This is a genomic window from Chlamydia sp. (assembly GCF_017472245.1).
In the GTDB taxonomy this organism is placed as follows: Bacteria; Chlamydiota; Chlamydiia; order Chlamydiales; family Chlamydiaceae; genus Chlamydia.
Genome location: NZ_JAFUQR010000004.1, coordinates 14,209 through 33,835, shown reverse-complemented (window position 1 = coordinate 33,835; position 19,627 = coordinate 14,209). Strand labels below are relative to the sequence as shown.

The window sequence follows — 19,627 nt, the reverse complement described above, 5'->3', positions numbered from 1 at the left end:
ATGTCAGAACAAGAGGCGCCTGGATGGCAGGCTTTTTTGAAATTATGTTCTAAAATGAAAACAGAACAAGCTTTACACAACTTTTTCTCCCTATTTCTTACTTTTAGCGAGCGCGACGATCTTACTTCACGTTGCCAGATCATTCAAGCTTTATTAGAAGGGCAGTTAACACAGAGAGAAATCGCGGAGAAATATCAAGTGAGTATAGCACAGATTACACGGGGATCTAACGCACTTAAGAATTTAGATTCTCAATTTAAGAAATTTTTACGAGAGACTATTTAGTTAGTTTCTTTTTTCATGGGATAACTCACTAGATCTGATCTCTTAACGAATGTTGTAATTTTTATAGAACGTTATGGGAGTTATCTTAATAAAAACCACTTTTGCTTTAACTGCAGATATATTCCAAAGTTTTTTAGCATTTTTTGCTGAAGGATCCTTTCTTTTATCTAAGTTTTTCTATTGGCGATAGACTTAGTCTTTAAATCTCACCATTACAAGCAGATAACAGATTGCTTCTTAGGCAAGCTAAGTATCTGTAGATGCTTTTAATTTATATAATTTACGGAGAAAACAAATGCACAATCATCCACACCCTTTTGGCGGAGCTTTTCTTCCAGAAGAATTATTAGCGCCTATACAAGATTTGCAGACAGGATGGGACACTCTAAAAACTCAGCAAAAATTTTTGTCTGAACTAGATGCTATTTTAAAAAATTATGCTGGAAGACCAACTCCTTTGACAGAAGTCAAAAATTTTGCTTGTGCTATTGATGGGCCACGAGTGTTTCTTAAACGAGAAGATCTTCTGCACACTGGAGCGCATAAAATTAATAATGCACTGGGGCAATGTTTGCTTGCTAAATATCTTGGGAAAAATCGTGTCGTTGCAGAAACGGGGGCAGGACAGCATGGTGTAGCTACAGCTACAGCGTGTGCTTATCTCGGTCTAAATTGTGTAGTGTACATGGGAGCAAAAGATGTAGAACGGCAAAAACCTAACGTAGAAAGAATGCGTTTTTTAGGCGCAGAAGTTGTTACTGTAACACAAGGATCTTCAGGATTGAAAGATGCTGTTAATCAAGCTTTACAAGATTGGGCATTCACTTATTCTTCTACGCACTATTGTTTAGGATCTGCTTTAGGGCCTTTGCCATATCCAGAGATTGTTCGCTCTTTTCAATCTGTTATAAGTTTTGAATTAAAAGAGCAGATCCATGCCGCGACAGGACGTGATCCTGATATACTTATTGCCTGCATTGGAGGAGGCTCGAATGCTATTGGATTTTTTCATCATTTTATTCCTAATCCACATGTTCGGTTGATTGGGGTAGAAGGGGGAGGACTTGGTATCGCTTCAGGTAAACATGCGGCTCGTTTTGCCACAGGTCGTCCTGGAGTTCTTCATGGTTTTTACTCGTATCTTCTTCAAGATCACGAAGGGCAAATCTTGCCAACGCATTCTATTTCCGCAGGGTTAGATTATCCTTCAGTTGGACCAGACCATGCAGAAATGCATGAATCTGGAAGGGCCTTTTATACTCTAGCCACCGATGAAGAAGCTCTACAGGCATTCTTTTTACTTACACGTAATGAAGGCATCATTCCTGCACTCGAATCTTCACATGCTCTTGCACATTTAGTTTCGATTGCTCCGTCCTTGCCTAAAGAACATATCGTGGTTGTTAACTTGTCTGGCCGGGGAGATAAGGATCTTCCTCAAATAATCCAAAGGAACAAAGGTATCATGTCATGACCAACAAATTAACTAAATCTTTTCAACAAACTCAGCCATTGATTAGCTATCTAACAGCTGGTGATGGTGGAATAGACTACACAATCCAAACTGCCAAAACCTTGATTCAAGGGGGTGTGGACATTTTGGAAATAGGGGTTCCTTTTTCCGATCCTGTGGCGGATAATCCTATCGTTCAAGCTTCACATGAAAGAGCATTGGCAGAAAAAATGGAGCCAAATACTTTTCTAGAAGGAATCAAAAGGATTCGTGATTTGAGCAAAGAGGTTTCTTTGATATTGCATAGTTACTACAACCCAATTTTGCAAAAAGGAGTTGAATATTTAAAAGAATTAAAAGAAGTAGGCCTAGATGGAATATATATTGTTGATTTCCCTGTTCCATTAGGGCAACAAAAGAGCGTGTCTTTTTTCGAAAAATTGTTAGAGAATGAGTTGGCTCCTATTCTAACAGCGACAGCAAGAACGACTCAAGAACGCCTTCTTTTAATTAAAAAATATACAAAAGGCTTTCTTTATTATGAACCTCAACGAGAACCTTCAGAGATGACTCTTCAATGTAAAAATCTTTCCGAACAATTCGAAAACATGAGGGATTTTCTAGGAATTCCTGTTGTAGAAAAGATGGAAATTTTTAATAAAAAAGAGGCTGCTGCGGTATTAAATTATTCAAATGGTTTCTTGATAAAAACTGCTCTAGTTCAGCATATGGCCAACAAACCTTCTTTAGAAGAAATGGTTCAATTCATAAAGGCTATGGATCCAAGACCTAGGCATTGATGAATTTTTTAATACCTGAAGCAAGGCCTCTTATTGAGGCCTTGTGATCTATCGTGGACTATCTTTATTCAACATAATAAATATTATCAGACCTTTTGTTTTCGCTGAGAAGCGGGTCTTGTAGCTGCTATTCCTCTTTTACACATAATCTAGAACAACATGCAAACTTATAGAAAGCAAAAGCAAGGAGTTTTATAAACTTGTCTTCCGTAAATTGAAATGTTTTAAATAAAAAATGGCCGTTCCTCCAAATTATAATACTTTTTTTGACGATGCAAGAGTTCGCTATAATCCACAGACAGGAAGAAACCCCTCTTCTCTTGGACAACGACTATCACGCTCTTGTTACCGAGAAATGATGATACGCCAGACTATGGAAGTTTTTCTCATGACGTTTCTGATACACCACCACCATCTTATGATGAGGTATGCGTTAACAATGCCAATCCTCCATCTTATGATGAAGCGTGTTCTCATCACTCAGACTCCTCGAACAGATCAAATTGCCCTACTAGATATCGTCCTGTGCTTCCACCTATTCAAGAGGAAGAAGAGGGAAGAGAAGATCCTCTATTTGACCCCAGGAACACGTTGTCAAAAATACAGACAGTTACTCAAAAGACTATTTTCCCTAAGCAGTAAGCCGTTTCTCGTACTTCGCTGTGTATTTGCAATTTTTATAAAAAATCGTTTTGGCAAAAACGGAAAATGGCCAGTTAAAATATTATTCGATAGTATTTCATATGGATAAGAGATCCCTCTCCTCTTCTATTTAATTAGGGAAAGATCTTGATAATTTGTTGTTTGTTCTAATGATCTATAAGTGTTAGCGTTAGATTTATCGAAAAGAAATCCTCGTGTGAGTCAGACCATTTTTGCATTAGGGTTCAACTTTTTTCTTTTAGTATTTGAAAAACAACTTTGGTTTTTTGCTGAAATTTTTTGTACAATTCTCAAGCTGAGTAATCGATTTTTACAAAAGACCTAATCTATACTACTATTTAATTGGTTGCTGAAACTCTATGTCTCAAAAGAAGTTGTTGGCCATTGCTTTTATCATTCTTGCTTTTGGATTAACATCTTGTTGTCGCAAACAGGAAGAATCCAAGGATATTTTACGTGTTGCAATTAGCCATGATCCAATGTCTTTAGATCCTCGTCAAGTTTTTTTAAGTAAGGATGTTTCTATTGCAAAAGCTCTTTATGAAGGATTGTTCAGAGAAAATGGTAATGTTCCCGATTTAGCCTTAGCAGAAAATTACCAGTTGTCTCAAGATGGTTGTACTTATACTTTCTTTCTAAAAAAAACTTTTTGGAATAATGGAGATCCTGTAACAGCTTATGATTTTGAAGAATCTATTAAACAAATTTATTCTCAAGAAATTGATTGCGTCACATTACGCTCTCTCGCACTAATTAAAAATTCGCACGCTGTTTTAACTAGAAAATTACCCGTAAAAGAATTAGGAGTGCATGCTTTAAACGAACACACTCTTGAAATTACGTTAGAGAGGCCTTGTTCTCATTTTGTAGAAGTGTTAACACATCCAATCTTTTACCCTGTGCATGCTTCTTTAAGAGAATATTACAAAAATAAACGTCTTATACGTTCTTTCCCCATAATCTCTAATGGTCCTTTTATGATAAGCCATTATGAGCCTCAACACTTCCTATTACTTAATAAGAATCCTCTTTATTATGACCAAAAGAATGTTTCACTAAGCACAATACGTTTGCAGATAATTTCTGATATTCATACTGCAACACAAATGTTTCAAAAAAAACTTATCGATCTAATTGGATTACCTTGGACTTCTTCTTTCCCCTTAGAAGAGCAGCAAGTTCTTGATCCAGAAAACTTATGCAATTATCCAGTATTGAACTGCAGCGTTTTGTTCTGTAATATGAATAACAAACCCTTCAACAATCCTTTGTTAAGAGCTGCTTTCTCTTTAGCAATCAATCGAGAAACATTATTAAAAATAGCTGGTAAAGGAAGTGTTGCGTCAAGTTTTGTTCATCCTAGATTATCACAAGTGCCTCCCCAGATTCTTTCCCTGACGGAACGAACTACTTTAGCTAGAATGTATTTAACAGAAGCCTTAAAAACTTTGTCTGAGGAAGATTTAGAAAAAATCATATTAATTTATCCGGTAGAATCCCTCTGTTTAAGAGCTGTTGTTCAAGAAATTCGCCAACAGTTATTTGATATTCTCGGAATTAAAATTGTGACTTTAGGCTTAGAATACCATTGTTTTTTAGATAAACGTTCAAGAGGAGATTTTGCTTTAGCTACAGGAAATTGGATTGCTGATTATCACCAAGCCAGTGCTTTTTTATCTGTTCTTGGAGATGGAATGAAGTATAAAGACTTTCAGCTGATTCGCTGGCAAAACGAAGAATACACTAATATTGTAGCACAGCTTCTTATCAAAGATTCACAGGATCTTCAGATGATAGCAGAGCAGTTATTACTGAAAGAAAACCCAATTATTCCCCTTTATCATCTAGATTATGTTTATGCTAAACATTCTCGAGTTGCTAATTTACAAACATCCTCTTTTGGAGAGGTTGATTTGAAAAAAGTTTCGTTAATAGAGCAATAGGCTAATTGTTCATACGGTCACGTGTTAGATCTAGTCGCGAATATAAGTAAACACGCGATAACTAAAAAAGCCGAAGCAGAAGCCATAGGCATGGTAATGAAGCCAAGCAGAAATAGCTTGGTGGTACAGGAAATCTTACCGCAGATATCTAAAGTCATTCCAGGAATCTCTTGCAAACAAATTTGATAAATAGCAATGCCAAAGCCAACAAGAGCCAAAGGAAGAGCGTATATTTTGACAGCAAGATCTTCGCGATACGCTGCAATACCTAAAATGATTACTAAAGGGAATAGACAAATTCGCTGATAATAACAAAGAACACAAGGTTCTATATTCAGAAGATAGCTATAATAAATACTCATAAGAGTTCCTATACAAGCAATCAACCAAGCAAAGTATAGACAATAAGAACGTAAGAGTTTAATCACTACCCCTCCTCTTCCATTGCTTGTAGATGTCGAAGTTGTGTAATTACCCTTTCAATCTCATCAAATGTAGGATCCTCTATAAGATAATCTCCAACCACAGCTGTAGGAGTAGCAAGTTGTCCTCCCATTATTTGAGAACCATAAATATTGTTCTTCTTAATTTGTTCTAAAAATCTTTGCGAATTTACACACTGCATCAAGCCTATTGGGTTTATTCCCCTACCCGAATGAGTATGTATTTTTTCTGCTAATTTCGTAATAACTTCAGGCGTTGCCCAATGTGACCCCTCACTTTTTTCATAAGAGAGAATTTTATGGAAATATTCCATATAAGCTTCTGGATCAGGGCGTTTAGGATCGTGGTGATAAACGCACATTAAAGCTTGCGCAGCAGGCATAGAACCACGGATAAAGCAAACTGGTATAAGTGTGAAAGAAGCTTCTCCTGTATCAATAAAACGCTCTTTGATCAAAGGGAATACTTCTGAAGAGAATTCTTCACAAGCTGAACACGATGGTTCTTCAAAAACGGTGATATTAATAGGCGCATACGGATTCCCTATGGTGGGGAAATATTTTGCTGTAGTCGGAATAGGTGCTTTCGGAGGCATGATAGAACGCTTGGTTTGCACCATTAAACCTAGGCACAAAACAAATCCCAGAGCTGTAAAAATAACAAAAATCTTTTTTTTCAAGGGAGTGCTCTTATCCAAGATTTCGTATAAAAGTTGAGATAAGATAATAATAAAAAAAACGAAACTATTTTCTTGCTAAAACAGAAGATGTCTTGAAAACTTTTTTCAAAAAAAAGCTTTCTCTTTTCTCCTAGACATTTTATGTGTTGAGAAACATTAAGAGTTTGTTTATGGAGAAAGATCTTTTAGAAAACGTTTATCGTCATTTTCGCTATCGTTTTTTTAAATTCAGTATTCTCCCCGCTTTAATTGGACTTTGGCTGTTTTTCACGCCAAGCATTCTTAATTATTTAGACCCTTCAATTGTTCTATCAGACAAAATTTGTGGAATCTTATTGGTAATATTATCAGCGCTATCCTTCTATAGCCCTATCGTTTTGCGACTAAGTATTTTTATCGGTCTTTGGATTTCCTTTTTTTCTTGTTCTACGAATGCCTCACCTTTAGTTTTTGCTCATGATTCTTTGATTGGTTTTGCAACACTAGCTGCTATTTGCCTACTGCCTAATCGTCCTGAGGATTTGGAGGTTGGCCCCACAATTCCGGAGACCTGCCATTACAATCCTTCTTCCGGAGGGAAAAGAGGAGTTGTTTTACTTCTTTCTTTCATAGGATGGTTGCTGAGTCGGTATCTTACTTCTGCAGCACTGAATATCGCTAATACTACAGCTACTTGTTCGCGGTTCTTTTCGACTACATTAATGGTAATTTATTCCATGCTTATCGTGTTGTCTTTGACGGGAGGAGAACGCCGATGGCATACAAGACCAAAAGTGGTTTTCGTTATTGCATTTTGGCTTTTTCTAGCAATAGGAGTAACTTTGACAGCTATTCTCCTATCGCAGCTATCTCTAATAAATTATCAAGGTGTGTACCTAACAATAGCACCTGTACTTTCTTTATCGATTTTTTATGATGAACTCCGAGCAACTTGGAACTATCTTACACAATTTTCTTCTGACAAAAAAAAACTAGCTCAAATGGCTTTTTACGGCTCTGAGTATTATAAAGAATCTCTGTTTTGGGAAGAACGTTCTGTATTGCCTTTTTCAAAAGCCTGGAAACAAGCTTTCGAAGGGATTTCTTTCCCATTAAACCTGGTCTTTACCTGTATATTTGCCATTCTTTTCGTACAATTAAACCAAAGCTTATCTCTTTCAGACACGTGTCGTTTTTTTGTGAACAGTGCCTGTTGGTTTATTCTTGTGTTGTCCATCTTTTCTTTTTCGGAAAGCTTGCGCCATCTTCGCTGGATAAGCCTACTTTTTGCAGCTGGAATCCTTCTTTCTCCAGTAATTTTTCATTTGCCTCTAGAAGCAAAAACTTTATTGTCTATAATTGTGACCGGGATTGTCTTTATCGCCCTATCTATAGGGCGTTTGTAGTCACTCGAGTATTGATGAAGAAGTCTATTCTTTCAGTTTATTTTCGTGATCAATTTTCTCCTGTCCAGATAAATAAAGCCCTTCTTGTATATGCGAAAAAGCCTTTTCTATAGTCTCATCAAAAGAGGTTTTGGTTAAGCTAATTTTTTTTGCTAATAAAGAAGGCTTTGCTTGAGTTAATATAGCGAAGATAAACCTTTTTGCAAATCCTTCTGGTAACACTTCTTGCTGTATAAATTTTACAAGATTTCGCACAAAGATCTCTCTAGATTGAAAAGCTTTACAAAATGTCAATGTTTCGAAATAACAGCTTTCTGCGATTTGCTGCTGTTTTTGAGAAACGCACTGTTGCTCTTTCCATGCAAAATGAAGCAACAAAGCTATTGGCAATAACAACAAAATTCCCGGAAGAATAAAAGGGAGAAAAATTTCATAAAGAAATACTGCATCGCCAATAACAGCGAGCATAGCTCCTATGCAAAAAGCAAAAAGAGCTCCGATAGCCATCAGCATCGAAAAAAAAATTACTGGCAAACTTTTAATCTTATGTATGTGAATTTGATTTTTTAAAGAAATTTTGTCTTCTTGCGAAAGCACACGCAACTGTTGGTTATAAAGAGAACGTACAGCCTGATCAAGTTTTAGAGGGAACATTTTTAAATTAGGTGTTTTTTCATTTGTTGTAATAACCCTGAAATCCCTTCTTGTTTGTCTAAAAAAACCGGTTGTATTTTGTGATTTTTGATTGCGAAGAAAGTCTCCCCTACTCTTAAGCAATCTTGCACATCATGGGAAGCTAATATAACAGTTTTTCCTTCTTCCTTAGCTAATCTTTTTACATCTTGATACAACATCTCTTTAGTCAAAGGATCTAAAGATGCAAAAGGCTCGTCTAATAACAAAACTGGCTTAGAAGACAAACTGTGCATAGCAAAAACAACACGTTGCTGTTGTCCTACAGATAACTCATCAGGAAAACGATCAAGAAGAGAAGAAAGCTCGAATGTATGTACAGCTTTACGAAAAGCTTTTTCAAGAACAAACATTTTTTGGTTGCGGGGGCCCAATTCTGTTAGTAATGAAATGTTTTTTCTGATAGTTCGCCACGGCAAAAGCCTTCCTTTTTGCTGCATATAGGCTACTAGTTTTTGAGTTAAAGGTTTTCCTTCCCAAAGAATTTCTCCTATAGAACAAGAAAGGAACCCTGCAATGATCCTAAATAAAGTAGTCTTACCACTACCAGATTTTCCTAGAACAACAGAAATTTGTCCGGGAGAGAAGCTAACCTCCGCGTTCTCAAACACACAATGAGACGCATGAGCATAGTATAAAGATTTTACGTCTAACATAAAACAGGAGAAACCCTTTAGACTTGCGGTTACCAAGACTTGAACTTGGGACCTCGACATTATCAGTGTCGCGCTCTAACCAACTGAGCTATAACCGCATGATGGAGACTAGGAGATTCGAACTCCTGACCTTCTGAATGCAAATCAGACGCTCTACCAACTAAGCTAAGTCCCCTAAAGAGCGGTTGCTACTGACTAGCTCTCAGCAACAAGGCGTCATCTTAATCCAAACGGGATTTTAAACACAAGAAAAGATTATCTAATAGCGAAAACTTTTATTCACAGAAGAAAAAACGACTTCAGCTATGAATAACTTTCCCTATATGTTCTGAAAAACTTTTTATGCTAAACCCTATAGAGAAACTCTTTTTCTTACATCTATCTTTTTAGCATTACGAACTTTAGTAACTTTGAAGGATTGAATAAACGTGCTGTACTCCTTATCTAAAATTTCCGGAGAACGGCCTTTATACACCATAAACACTTGGTACAACGTATGATTAACAGAAACTAGCATCCCTCGGAAATAAATACCGTCGCACACAATCCAAAACTCTAAAGCTTTATGTCCTTGAACCTCTGTTGCTTTAAGATATAAAACTTGTGACTCAGGGAGAGCGTATAACATCCCTGCAAACCCTTCCTGAAGATTCAATTCAGGCTTGCTGATATCAACTTTCTCTGGGTACTCCCAAACAGACACTACGTACACAGAGCTATCGTTAGAAGTTTCTGCCACATAAGTGTCATAGCGAATGGCTAAATCTGACTGAGGAAGCTCAATAACCTGCCCCGAATGCTCAGGAAGCTCTGGAAACTGAACAGAAAACCCACCCTCTTGAGTATAATCATAACGTTGCCAAGATAGGAGATCCGAAATTTTTGTAACAACGGAAGCTCGAGCCTCTTCTTTAACCGAAGAAGATATTTTTTCCTGAGAAATCCACGCTTTCAGCCGCCCAAAAAATCCCAAATCCTTTTCTGCAGAGAAAGCTGCTGCAGGAGATGCGACATTAATTAAGAGGATGGCCGACAAATAAATTTTACAGAACTTAGAAAGCATAATAACAATAAAAACTAAAAGCTTTTTATTACTTTATGATAACTCTGCGGATAGTTTTTGTTGTAACAAAAAAAATATATTATAAAATTGTAAATTATCTATTATCAAACTCTTAGAAAATGTGTGTCCATGTCCCCTGTGTATCGAAAATATTCCCCCCTCCTTATTCTGACAAATAGGAAATCCTATTAGCTGAGGAATAATCTTGATTGTTAAGAAATACCTTGTTAGGATGACCGAGTCCTGTATACTAGAACGTCAGTTACACAGATTCGTGTGATCTTTAGGAACTCTTATTTCTCAAAGAAGGGAGGAGCTTTTGTCGATTAAGGGGGTGCGATGTTTGCATTTTTAACGAGCAAAAAAGTCGGCATTCTCCCCGCCAGATGGGGAAGCTCTCGTTTCCCCGGAAAACCTTTAATAAAAATTTTAGGAAAAACTTTAATCCAAAGATCTTATGAGAACGCCTTGAATAGCCGGTCTCTGGACTGTGTAGTTGTGGCAACTGATGATCAACGAATTTTTGATCATGTCGTTGAATTTGGCGGATTATGTGTCATGACTAGCAAATTTTGTGCTAACGGAACAGAGAGAGTAGAAGAGGCTATCTCTCAACATTTCCCGCAAGCAGAGATTGTTGTAAACATTCAAGGAGATGAGCCTTGTTTGTCTCCAAGTATTATAGATGGGCTTGTAGCTATGTTAGAGGACAATCCCTCCGCAAATATGGTTACCCCTGTTACAGAAACAGTAGATCCTGAAGCAATTTTGACAGATCACAAAGTGAAATGTGTGTTCGACAAAACAGGTAAAGCTCTTTACTTTAGTAGAAGTGCTATTCCTTATAATTTTAAACGTCCAACACCTGTTCACCTACATATTGGGGTGTACGCTTTTAGAAAAACGTTTCTGCGTGAATATGTAAAAATACCTCCTTCCTCGTTAAGTTTGGCCGAAGATCTTGAGCAATTAAGAGTACTAGAAACTGGTCTTCCTATCCATGTTCTTGTCGTTCAAACTGCAACAGGCCCCTCTGTTGATTACCCAGAAGATATAACCAAAGTGGAGCAATATTTATTATGTCTTTCAAAAGCATCTTTTTAACTGGAGGCGTGGTTTCTTCTTTAGGGAAAGGGCTGACGGCAGCTTCTTTGGCTCTCCTACTGGAGAAACAAAACTTGAAAGTTGCGATGCTCAAGCTAGATCCATACCTAAATGTCGACCCAGGGACTATGAACCCCTACGAACATGGTGAGGTATATGTGACAGATGATGGGATAGAAACAGACTTAGACCTCGGTCATTACCATCGCTTCTCGTCCGTACAGCTCTCTAAATACTCAACTGCAACTTCAGGACAAATTTACACTAGAGTAATCGCTAAGGAGCGAAATGGTGATTTCCTCGGCAGCACAGTTCAAGTAGTTCCTCACGTAACGAATGAGATTATCAATGTTATTCAGTCGTGTGCAGAACACCACAAACCAGATATTCTTATTGTAGAAATTGGTGGTACTATTGGCGATATAGAATCGCTCCCTTTCTTAGAAGCTGTTCGGCAATTTCGTTACGAACACCCTAAAGACTGTCTTAGCATTCATATGACCTATGTCCCTTATCTCAAAGCTGCCAAGGAAATTAAAACCAAGCCTACCCAGCATTCTGTGCAAAATTTACGTAGTATTGGGATTTCTCCAGATGCAATTTTGTGCCGTTCTGAAACTCCACTTAGTTTAGAAATAAGAAGAAAAATTAGTCTATTTTGTAATGTGCCAGAGCAAGCTGTTTTTAATGCTGTAGATCTAGAATGGTCTATCTATGAAATGCCTTTGCTGCTTGCAAAAGAAAATATCTCCAACTTTTTGTTAAATAAACTAGGTTTTTCACCAAAACCCCTAGATCTCACAGATTGGCAAAATCTTGTTGATGCATTATGTGATCAAAAACGTCCAGTTATCCGTATAGGGCTAGTCGGGAAATATTTAGAACATAAAGACGCTTATAAATCTGTATTTGAATCTCTCTCTCATGCTTCCGTCCCTACTAACTGCTCTCTTGAAGTCGTCCCTATTTCTCCTGATTCAGAAGATCTTTTGGAACGTCTATCTACGTGTGATGGATGTTTAATTCCTGGAGGGTTTGGAACAAGAAGTTGGGAAGGAAAAATTTTAGCAGCTCATTATTGTCGTGAGCATAATATTCCCTGTTTCGGGATTTGTTTAGGAATGCAAGCCTTGGTTGTTGAATATACAAGATATGTTTTAAACATTCCTTTTGCGAACTCTTTAGAAATGGATCCGCACACTCCCGATCCTGTTATTTGTATGATGCAAGGACAAGATAGCGTAATCAAGGGAGGAACTATGCGGCTAGGAGCTTATCCTTGCCGGATTGATCCAGATTCTTTGGCTTTTACCGCCTACAAGAAAGCTCTTGTACAAGAGCGTCATCGACATCGTTATGAAGTGAATCCTTCTTACATTAATCGATTACAAGATAAGGGATTAAAAGTGTCTGGTATTTGTCCTCAAGGAGAGCTTTGTGAGATTGTTGAAATCCCTAATCACAGGTGGATGCTTGGCGTACAATTTCATCCGGAATTTTTATCAAAGTTAGCTGTGCCCCATCCGCTTTTTGTAGAATTTGTTCGTGCAGCACGAACCTATTCTTTGGAGAAAGCTAATGAACTCATTTAAACAAAAAGAAGCGTTCTTAGGTGTTGATTATGGAAAAAAACGTACTGGTTTAGCCTTTGCCAGTGCTCCTCTTTTTGTTACTTTGCCTATAGGATTTATAGAGACTCGCCCCTCCCTTGCGCAAACAGCGGAATCTCTTATTACTATTATCAAAGAACGAGCTATTACGACAGTAGTCTTTGGGAATCCGCTACCTATGCAAAAGGCTTATGCTTCTAGCGTGCAACAGGAAATTCAAGAACTAGCAACACTCATTCAAGAAAAACTTCCTCTGGAAGTGATCCTTTGGGATGAACGTTTGTCTTCAGCACAAGCCGAACGTATGTTAAAAAGCGATTGCGGGCTAAATAGAAAACAACGGAAAAGTTCTTCAGACACTCTTGCTGCGACGATAATCCTTTCTAACTTTTTAGATTCCCGAAAATTATACTGAGAGCGATAGAACCTTCTTGATTAGAGAGAAATCTTTTTAGATACATATTCTTTTTTTTGGTATCTTGAATTTCCTCTTCAAAGATTCACACTCTATACTAGGTCATACCATGGAAGAAACAAAAGAAAATGGGCCTGCGTTGCCATCTTGTCCTCATTGCGTCATGGTTATCTTTGGTGCTACAGGAGATTTAACCTCCAGAAAGCTATTTCCAGCCTTGTATAATTTAACAAAGGAAGGACGTTTGTCCGAAAATTTTGTTTGTGTTGGCTTCGCTAGACGACCCAAATCTCATGAACAGTTTCGCGAAGAAATGAAACAAGCTATTCAAAATTTTTCTCATTCAGCAGAAATAGACATTCGAGTTTGGGAAAGTCTTGAAAGCAGAGTGTTTTATCATCAAGCAAATTTTTCTGATGAAGATGGATACACTTCCTTAAAAACTTTTTTGGAACAATTAGACCAACAATATGGAACACAAGGTAATCGACTGTTCTATTTATCGACACCCCCCGATTACTTTCAAGAGATTATTCGCAATTTGAATAGGCACCAATTATTTTATCATGAGCAAGGAATTGACCAGCCTTGGTCTAGATTGATTATAGAAAAACCCTTTGGAGTGAATTTAGAAACAGCTCAAGAACTTCAGCAATGTATTGATTCAAATATTAATGAAGCGTCTGTTTATCGAATCGATCATTACCTAGGAAAAGAAACTGTTCAAAATATTTTAACTATTCGTTTTGCTAATACGTTATTCGAATCTTGTTGGAACTCTCAATATATAGACCACGTGCAGATCAGCGTTAGCGAGTCCATCGGCATAGGATCTAGGGGAAACTTTTTTGAAAAATCCGGTATGTTACGCGACATGGTACAAAACCACCTAACACAATTACTGTGTCTGCTTACTATGGAGCCTCCTTCTGAGTTTTCGTCGGAAGAGATTAAAAAAGAGAAAATCAAAATTTTAAGAAAAATTCTTCCCATTCAAGAGCAAGATGTAGTTCGTGGTCAATATGGAGAAGGAACCGTACAAGGGGTCTCTGTCCTAGGTTATCGAGAGGAAGAAAATGTTAACCCAAATTCTTTAGTAGAAACCTATGTTGCTTTGAAGCTATTTATTGACAATCCTCGCTGGAAAGGGGTTCCTTTTTATCTACAAGCAGGAAAACGTTTGCCTAAAAGAACAACGGATATTGCTATAATTTTCAAAAAATCTAGTTACAATTTATTTAACGCCGAATCCTGTCCCCTATGTCCCTTAGAAAATGATTTGTTGATTATCCGAATTCAACCAGATGAAGGTGTTGCGTTGCAATTTAACTGCAAAGTTCCTGGAACAAATAAACTTGTACGCCCTGTGAAAATGGATTTTCGTTACGACAGCTATTTCAATACAGTCACTCCCGAAGCTTATGAACGATTGCTTTGTGATTGTATTCTTGGCGACAGAACGCTGTTCACCAGTAATGAAGAAGTATTAGCATCTTGGGAACTTTTTTCTCCTTTACTGCAACTATGGTCTAATAAGACTCCTACTTTTCCAAATTATGCTGCAGGGTCCTTACGTCCTCAAGAAGCCGATGAATTGTTATCCAAAGATGGGAGATCGTGGCGTGCTTATTAATTTATTTTGCAAGAGGTTAACACATGGCTACCCTTATTAGCCTAAATGATGCGAATAGAATGCTTGTTGCTGGATCAGAAGAAGATTTTTTGCAGATAGCATGCTACGATTGGATCTCCACAGCAAATAAAGCGATTCAGAAGCGTGGGGCTTTCTATGTTGCTCTTTCTGGGGGGAGAACTCCCTTACGGATCTTCCAGGAAATCGTTAAAAAACGTGCTGCTATTTTAGATTGTTCCAAGATTTTTTTATTTTGGGGAGATGAGCGTGCAAGTGAAGATTTAGAGGCAGGGAATAATTATATAAAAGCTATGGAGATTTTAAAAGGATTACACGTCCCAGATACTCAGATCTTTCGGATGGATACTGCGAATCCTAAAGGAGATATAGCTTACGAGGGTCTTATTCAGGACCAAATCCCTGATGCCATTTTTGATATGGTTATGCTTGGAGTCGGTAAGGACGGTCACACTCTTTCTCTTTTTCCAGGGACTAAAGCTTTAGAAGAAAAAGAGCGTCTAGTAGTCTTCAATGAGGTCCCACAGTTACATACTCGTCGTATGACCTTAACTTTTCCTGTTGTTCGACAAGCAAGACATCTTGTTGCTTACGTTCAAGGATCTGTAAAACAAGACCTTTTTCATAGACTTCTTCATCCTTTAGGTAGAGACACCTATCCTATAGAGCGAGTAGGAACTTCACTCAATCCTTTGCAATGGGTGCTATCTTCCGACTGCTGTAGCAGAACAGATCTCGCGGATATTCCCGCAGACTGCAAGCTAGAAATGTTTTAATTTATCTTCTGATTGCTTTTAGCAATCTGTTGACGATTCTTGAAAGACCATAGCTGTAAGCAAACCCATTCAAGACAGCTTGATGCAGAAGAGTATGTGTCTAAAGCTTGCACGGCGTGGGAAATAATAGTAAGAGCTTCTTCCAAAGGATATACTGGTATAGCTTTTATCTCATTTAAAAATTCTGTATGCTCAAGCAAAGACTCCGATACCTTTTTAGCTAAAAAGAAACGGTCTCTAAATAATTGCAAAAGAACCGTTAGCATTGTTTTAGTTTTATCTCGAAGAAGTTGTTTATCTTCGTCAAGAGCTCCTTTCACTAAAGCCCCTACTTTTGTCACAGATTCTTTCCCTTGAGCTAAACTAATCAAAAACAGAATCTCTTTCTGATCAAGCAGAGTTTGCTTTTCTTTGACAGGAATATGAAAAGCTATACACCTAGATCGAATTGTCGGCGGCAACCTTTGAGGCAATGCAGATACAAGTATCAATATACTATAGTGAGGTGGATCTTCCAGTAGCTTTAAAAAGGCTGATATCGCATCTAAGGTTATTCTATCAGCTTCGTAAATAATATAAATTTTATATGGACTTTCGTAAGGATATATCCAAATCTCTTTTCTAATTGCTCGAGGAGTCTCTATCGTATGAAGACGCCCTCGACCTTGAGGAGAATACTCATAGATATCTGGATGTAATCTATTCGCTAATTTATAAGCAGCTTCCGGCATGCTTTTTTGAATGACTGTACAAGCGAATTCATAAGCCCGAACGGACAAAGCAGACAAGTCCTGACCATGTAAAATAATGGCAGAGGGAATCTTCTGATCCTGGATTTTTTGTATAAGAAGATCCCAAGCAGAACTTTCCATCAAAATCTCTCTTTCTATATTAATGCTTGGATCTGCAAAAAAGCTTGATCAATAGAAACCTCTGTCGGCAAAAGGGCGTCCAAAATCTTATATCTTTCTGGAGCCTTCTCCACTAAAGAAAGAAATCCTTCTCTAACAGCCCGGTGGAAAAATTGTGGTTTTTGTTCGAATTTATCAAAAAGCTTTTGCCGAGCCTTTCTTGATAACCCTTCTTCCTCCGGTAAATCTAATAAAAATGTCATATCTGGAAGGAAAGGTTCTTCTCCTACCACGTGATAACATAAATTTGTAACAAAAGCTTCCCCTAATCCACCGGCAATTCCTTGATATACAATAGTAGAATCATGAAAACGATCACAAATAACTATTTTCCCTGCTTTAAGAGCCGGCATAATTTTTTCTTGAATATGCTGAGCTCGCGCAGCCAAAAACAACAATAACTCTGCATAAGAATATACTTGCTGTTCAGGATCCAATAATATTCCCCGGATACGCTCCCCAAGAGCACTTCCACCCGGCTCTCTGGTTGTTATAACTTCTCTTTCTTCTTGCGCTAAACGTTCAGCAAGCGCTTGTATAAACAGCGTCTTTCCGGCACCCTCTCCGCCTTCTACTACGATAAACACTTTATTCCTTTACCTTATCTGCTAATTCAGACTGTATGCTCATAACATTTTCATCAGCCCCAGATTCTGTATTTAGAGATATCTTCTCCATGGCAACAAGAGTATCGCTTTCTCGAAGATTCACAAGGCGAACACCTTGTGTAGATCTTCCCATCACCCGCACATCTTGCATATTGATTCGAATTGCTTGCCCCTGAGCAGACATAAGTAAAATACTATCATGATCTACTACTGAGATAGCTCCCAATACATTTCCGTTTCTTTGATTAATCAAAATGGAACGAACACCAACACTTCCTCGATTTGTCTCTCTAAAATCACAAACCAAAGAACGTTTTCCAAACCCATTATCACAAACAACCAAAACACTTTGATCATCTGTCACAACTTGACAACTGACTACGAAATCTTGCTCATTTTTTAAAGTAACCCCACGCACGCCTCGCGCAGCACGCCCCATCGGGCGTACCTTATCATGAGGGAATCTTACAGCCATACCGAGACGCGTAAATAACATAACTTTTTCTTCACTATTCACTATATGGCGAGCAGCGATAAGTTCATCTCCATCATCTATTTCTAAAGCTTTTATCCCTTTCTTACGTGGACTTCCAAAAGCTTCCAAGGAGACTTTTTTAACAACGCCTTTTTTCGTAGCTAAAAAGAGATATTCACCTTGTTCGAAACGTTTAACATTAAGAACTGCAGCAACCTGCTCACCAGGACGAATTCCTTCTAGAAAATTGATGATGGGTTTTCCTTTCGCTCTTCGTTCTCCTTCTGGAAGTTGCCAGACTTTTAGCCAGTAGCATTGACCAAAATTAGTGAAAATTAGCAAATAATCTTTCGTTGATGCAGAATAAACAGCTTTTAAAAAATCTGAGCCCTTTTTCATATCGAACCCAGTTACTCCTTGTCCCCCTCTCTTTTGTTCACGGAAGACTTTCACTGGCATACGTTTTACATAGTCATCTCCAGAAATGGTAATAATTACTGATTCATCGGAAATAATATCCTCTATGTCCCGAATATCTCCGGCATCCATCTCAATAGTAGTACGGCGAGGTGTCTTATGCACTTTGTGCAGTTCTTGCAATTCTTCCCGGATAATATTTTTGACCAACTCTTCTTCAGCTAAAACTTGGCGATAATAAGTAATTTTCTCTAAAAGCTCACTATACTCTTTCTGTACCTTATCAGCTTCCAGTCCTGTGAGCTGGTATAATCGAAGTTCGAGGATTGCTAATGCTTGTGCTTCTGAAAAACCAAATAGTTCAACCAACAGCTGCTTCGCGTGTTCTTTATTTGAACTTTCTCGAATTGTTTTTACAATTTCATCCATACAAGAAAGAGCTTTTAAAAAGCCTTCCAGTATATGAGCCCGCGCTTCTGCCTTATTTAGCTCATAACGAGTTCTGCGTCGAATAACATCCATACGGTGACGGATCCAAGCAGAAATCATCCTATGAATGTTCATCGTTCGAGGAAGATTCTTATCCAGAGCTAACATGTTAGCTCCAAACGTTACCTGCACGTCCGTAAATTTATACAGACGGTTAATGACAACTTCAGAAGATTCTCCTTTTTTCAACTCTAATACAACACGAATACCATCTTTATCAGACTCATCACGGACATCAGATATTCCTGTTAAAGTTTTCTCATTGATCAATTCTGCTATCTGTTCAATCAATCGCGATTTATTAACGTTATAAGGCATCTCCGTGAGAATAATATTCTCTCTCTGCTTATCCGAGTTTTCTTCTACATGCATGCGAGCGCGTACACGTAATTTTCCCCTACCAGTATAATAAGTAGAGCGAATCCCTTCAGTACCGCAAATAATCCCCCCTGTTGGGAAATCTGGACCAGGCATAACTTCTAAAATTTCCTCTATGGAAGTTTGACTGTTCGCTAAAACCAACAGGGTAGCTTCAATGAGTTCTCCCAAATTGTGTGGAGGAATATTTGTCGCCATTCCCACAGCTATTCCAGAGGATCCATTACAAAGTAAATTAGGAAATTTTGAAGGAAAGACTACAGGCTCATATTTGGTTTCATCGTAATTTGGAACCATGTCTACGGTATCTTTATCCAAATCTTCTAGTAAGAAGATTGCACTATGAGTCAAACGAGCTTCCGTATATCGCATAGCGGCAGCAGGATCTCCGTCTATGGAGCCAAAATTTCCTTGCCCATCGACAAGAGGGTAGCGCATCGCCCAATCTTGAGCCATTCGTACCAAAGTAGGATAGATAACACTTTCCCCATGTGGATGGTAATCCCCAGAAGTATCCCCACAGATTTTCGCACATTTTCTATGCTTTGCCCCTGGAGTAAGGTTTAACTGCTTCATAGCATATAAAATACGCCGTTGAGACGGTTTCAACCCATCCCTAGCATCAGGCAAAGCCCTAGAAATAATCACAGACATGGAATAACGAAGGTAGCTTTCCTTCATTTCTTCTTCAAGATTTTTAGGGACGATGATTTCTTCTTTATCTAACAT

General features: G+C 38.0%; 19 protein-coding genes and 2 tRNA genes. 11 read left to right on the top strand and 10 right to left on the bottom strand.

Going from position 1 to position 19,627, the window contains the following annotated elements; translation table 11 throughout:
- The 5 genes from trpR to IJ490_RS01050 all read left to right on the top strand — a co-directional run bounded on the left by trpR (window position 1) and on the right by IJ490_RS01050 (window position 5,144).
- On the top strand, window positions 1-285 hold the full coding sequence (gene trpR, locus IJ490_RS01070; RefSeq protein WP_291891990.1) for a trp operon repressor: 285 nt from the start codon (window positions 1-3) through the stop codon (window positions 283-285).
- A 295-nt stretch (window positions 286-580) separates the two neighbouring features.
- Window positions 581-1,759 carry a tryptophan synthase subunit beta gene (trpB, locus tag IJ490_RS01065; protein ID WP_291891987.1) on the top strand — a complete coding sequence of 393 codons (1,179 nt, stop codon included), beginning with the start codon at window positions 581-583 and terminating at the stop codon, window positions 1,757-1,759.
- Entirely contained in the window at window positions 1,756-2,538 is a 783-nt protein-coding gene (gene trpA / locus IJ490_RS01060) for a tryptophan synthase subunit alpha (RefSeq protein WP_291891985.1), read from the top strand. Before trpB ends, trpA begins: the two co-directional genes overlap by 4 nt.
- 342 nt (window positions 2,539-2,880) lie before the next feature.
- Complete coding sequence (locus IJ490_RS01055) at window positions 2,881-3,180, top strand: hypothetical protein (protein WP_291891983.1); 300 nt, start codon at window positions 2,881-2,883, stop codon at window positions 3,178-3,180.
- A 380-nt stretch (window positions 3,181-3,560) separates the two neighbouring features.
- On the top strand, window positions 3,561-5,144 hold the full coding sequence (locus IJ490_RS01050) for a peptide ABC transporter substrate-binding protein (protein WP_291891981.1): 1,584 nt from the start codon (window positions 3,561-3,563) through the stop codon (window positions 5,142-5,144).
- Window positions 5,145-5,161: 17 nt separating this feature from the next.
- Here the strand turns inward: IJ490_RS01050 and IJ490_RS01045 are convergent, their stop codons facing one another.
- Both IJ490_RS01045 and IJ490_RS01040 read right to left on the bottom strand, forming a co-directional pair.
- Complete coding sequence (locus tag IJ490_RS01045; protein WP_291891978.1) at window positions 5,162-5,572, bottom strand: disulfide bond formation protein B; 411 nt, start codon at window positions 5,570-5,572, stop codon at window positions 5,162-5,164.
- Window positions 5,572-6,285 carry a DsbA family protein gene (locus IJ490_RS01040; RefSeq protein WP_291891975.1) on the bottom strand — a complete coding sequence of 238 codons (714 nt, stop codon included), beginning with the start codon at window positions 6,283-6,285 and terminating at the stop codon, window positions 5,572-5,574. The genes IJ490_RS01045 and IJ490_RS01040 overlap by 1 nt, the downstream gene beginning before the upstream one ends.
- Window positions 6,286-6,437: 152 nt before the next feature.
- Here IJ490_RS01040 and IJ490_RS01035 point away from each other — a divergent pair, with 152 nt between their 5' ends.
- Complete coding sequence (locus tag IJ490_RS01035; RefSeq protein ID WP_291891972.1) at window positions 6,438-7,652, top strand: hypothetical protein; 1,215 nt, start codon at window positions 6,438-6,440, stop codon at window positions 7,650-7,652.
- A 24-nt stretch (window positions 7,653-7,676) separates the two neighbouring features.
- On the opposite strand, the gene IJ490_RS01030 is transcribed toward IJ490_RS01035, so the two are convergent.
- The 5 genes from IJ490_RS01030 to IJ490_RS01010 form a co-directional block, all read right to left on the bottom strand.
- Window positions 7,677-8,306: a hypothetical protein gene (locus IJ490_RS01030; RefSeq protein WP_291891968.1), complete on the bottom strand. Its 630-nt coding sequence runs from the start codon at window positions 8,304-8,306 to the stop codon at window positions 7,677-7,679.
- Between the two features lie 2 nt (window positions 8,307-8,308).
- A complete protein-coding gene (locus IJ490_RS01025; protein ID WP_291891966.1) occupies window positions 8,309-9,001 on the bottom strand; it encodes an ABC transporter ATP-binding protein in 693 nt (230 codons plus the stop codon).
- 24 nt (window positions 9,002-9,025) lie between these two features.
- Window positions 9,026-9,099 (bottom strand) — tRNA-Ile (locus IJ490_RS01020).
- Between the two features lie 4 nt (window positions 9,100-9,103).
- Window positions 9,104-9,176 (bottom strand) — tRNA-Ala (locus tag IJ490_RS01015).
- 177 nt (window positions 9,177-9,353) lie between these two features.
- Window positions 9,354-10,064, bottom strand: a complete 711-nt coding sequence (locus IJ490_RS01010) for a hypothetical protein (protein WP_291891963.1) — start codon at window positions 10,062-10,064, stop codon at window positions 9,354-9,356.
- A 339-nt stretch (window positions 10,065-10,403) separates the two neighbouring features.
- On the opposite strand from IJ490_RS01010, the gene kdsB reads away from it, so the two are divergent.
- From kdsB to pgl, 5 genes are all read left to right on the top strand, one after another.
- Complete coding sequence (gene kdsB / locus IJ490_RS01005) at window positions 10,404-11,168, top strand: 3-deoxy-manno-octulosonate cytidylyltransferase (protein ID WP_291891961.1); 765 nt, start codon at window positions 10,404-10,406, stop codon at window positions 11,166-11,168.
- On the top strand, window positions 11,144-12,760 hold the full coding sequence (locus IJ490_RS01000) for a CTP synthase (RefSeq protein ID WP_291891959.1): 1,617 nt from the start codon (window positions 11,144-11,146) through the stop codon (window positions 12,758-12,760). Before kdsB ends, IJ490_RS01000 begins: the two co-directional genes overlap by 25 nt.
- Complete coding sequence (ruvX, locus tag IJ490_RS00995; protein WP_291891957.1) at window positions 12,747-13,193, top strand: Holliday junction resolvase RuvX; 447 nt, start codon at window positions 12,747-12,749, stop codon at window positions 13,191-13,193. Before IJ490_RS01000 ends, ruvX begins: the two co-directional genes overlap by 14 nt.
- 109 nt (window positions 13,194-13,302) lie before the next feature.
- Complete coding sequence (zwf, locus tag IJ490_RS00990) at window positions 13,303-14,826, top strand: glucose-6-phosphate dehydrogenase (protein ID WP_291891955.1); 1,524 nt, start codon at window positions 13,303-13,305, stop codon at window positions 14,824-14,826.
- 23 nt (window positions 14,827-14,849) lie between these two features.
- A complete protein-coding gene (gene pgl / locus IJ490_RS00985; RefSeq protein WP_291891953.1) occupies window positions 14,850-15,620 on the top strand; it encodes a 6-phosphogluconolactonase in 771 nt (256 codons plus the stop codon).
- On the opposite strand, the gene IJ490_RS00980 is transcribed toward pgl, so the two are convergent.
- The 3 genes from IJ490_RS00980 to gyrA are packed head-to-tail and all read right to left on the bottom strand — an operon-like array spanning window position 15,617 to window position 19,627.
- Window positions 15,617-16,492 carry a DNA polymerase III subunit delta' gene (locus IJ490_RS00980; RefSeq protein WP_291891950.1) on the bottom strand — a complete coding sequence of 292 codons (876 nt, stop codon included), beginning with the start codon at window positions 16,490-16,492 and terminating at the stop codon, window positions 15,617-15,619. The two genes, pgl and IJ490_RS00980, sit on opposite strands and share 4 nt — an antisense overlap.
- A 14-nt stretch (window positions 16,493-16,506) precedes the next feature.
- A complete protein-coding gene (gene tmk, locus IJ490_RS00975; protein ID WP_291891948.1) occupies window positions 16,507-17,118 on the bottom strand; it encodes a dTMP kinase in 612 nt (203 codons plus the stop codon).
- A gap of 1 nt (window position 17,119) precedes the next feature.
- Entirely contained in the window at window positions 17,120-19,627 is a 2,508-nt protein-coding gene (gene gyrA, locus IJ490_RS00970; RefSeq protein ID WP_291891946.1) for a DNA topoisomerase (ATP-hydrolyzing) subunit A, read from the bottom strand.

Excerpts from the sequence above, each read along its gene's own strand:
- trpR (WP_291891990.1), top strand. The coding sequence starts at position 1 with ATGTCAGAACAAGAGGCGCCTGGATGGCAGGCTTTTTTGAAATTATGT.
- trpB (WP_291891987.1), top strand. The coding sequence starts at position 581 with ATGCACAATCATCCACACCCTTTTGGCGGAGCTTTTCTTCCAGAAGAA.
- trpA (WP_291891985.1), top strand. The coding sequence starts at position 1,756 with ATGACCAACAAATTAACTAAATCTTTTCAACAAACTCAGCCATTGATT.
- IJ490_RS01050 (WP_291891981.1), top strand. The coding sequence starts at position 3,561 with ATGTCTCAAAAGAAGTTGTTGGCCATTGCTTTTATCATTCTTGCTTTT.
- IJ490_RS01035 (WP_291891972.1), top strand. The coding sequence starts at position 6,438 with ATGGAGAAAGATCTTTTAGAAAACGTTTATCGTCATTTTCGCTATCGT.
- IJ490_RS01030 (WP_291891968.1), bottom strand. The coding sequence starts at position 8,306 with ATGTTCCCTCTAAAACTTGATCAGGCTGTACGTTCTCTTTATAACCAA.
- IJ490_RS01025 (WP_291891966.1), bottom strand. The coding sequence starts at position 9,001 with ATGTTAGACGTAAAATCTTTATACTATGCTCATGCGTCTCATTGTGTG.
- IJ490_RS01010 (WP_291891963.1), bottom strand. The coding sequence starts at position 10,064 with ATGCTTTCTAAGTTCTGTAAAATTTATTTGTCGGCCATCCTCTTAATT.
- kdsB (WP_291891961.1), top strand. The coding sequence starts at position 10,404 with ATGTTTGCATTTTTAACGAGCAAAAAAGTCGGCATTCTCCCCGCCAGA.
- IJ490_RS01000 (WP_291891959.1), top strand. The coding sequence starts at position 11,144 with ATGTCTTTCAAAAGCATCTTTTTAACTGGAGGCGTGGTTTCTTCTTTA.
- ruvX (WP_291891957.1), top strand. The coding sequence starts at position 12,747 with ATGAACTCATTTAAACAAAAAGAAGCGTTCTTAGGTGTTGATTATGGA.
- zwf (WP_291891955.1), top strand. The coding sequence starts at position 13,303 with ATGGAAGAAACAAAAGAAAATGGGCCTGCGTTGCCATCTTGTCCTCAT.
- pgl (WP_291891953.1), top strand. The coding sequence starts at position 14,850 with ATGGCTACCCTTATTAGCCTAAATGATGCGAATAGAATGCTTGTTGCT.
- IJ490_RS00980 (WP_291891950.1), bottom strand. The coding sequence starts at position 16,492 with ATGGAAAGTTCTGCTTGGGATCTTCTTATACAAAAAATCCAGGATCAG.
- gyrA (WP_291891946.1), bottom strand. The coding sequence starts at position 19,627 with ATGTTAGATAAAGAAGAAATCATCGTCCCTAAAAATCTTGAAGAAGAA.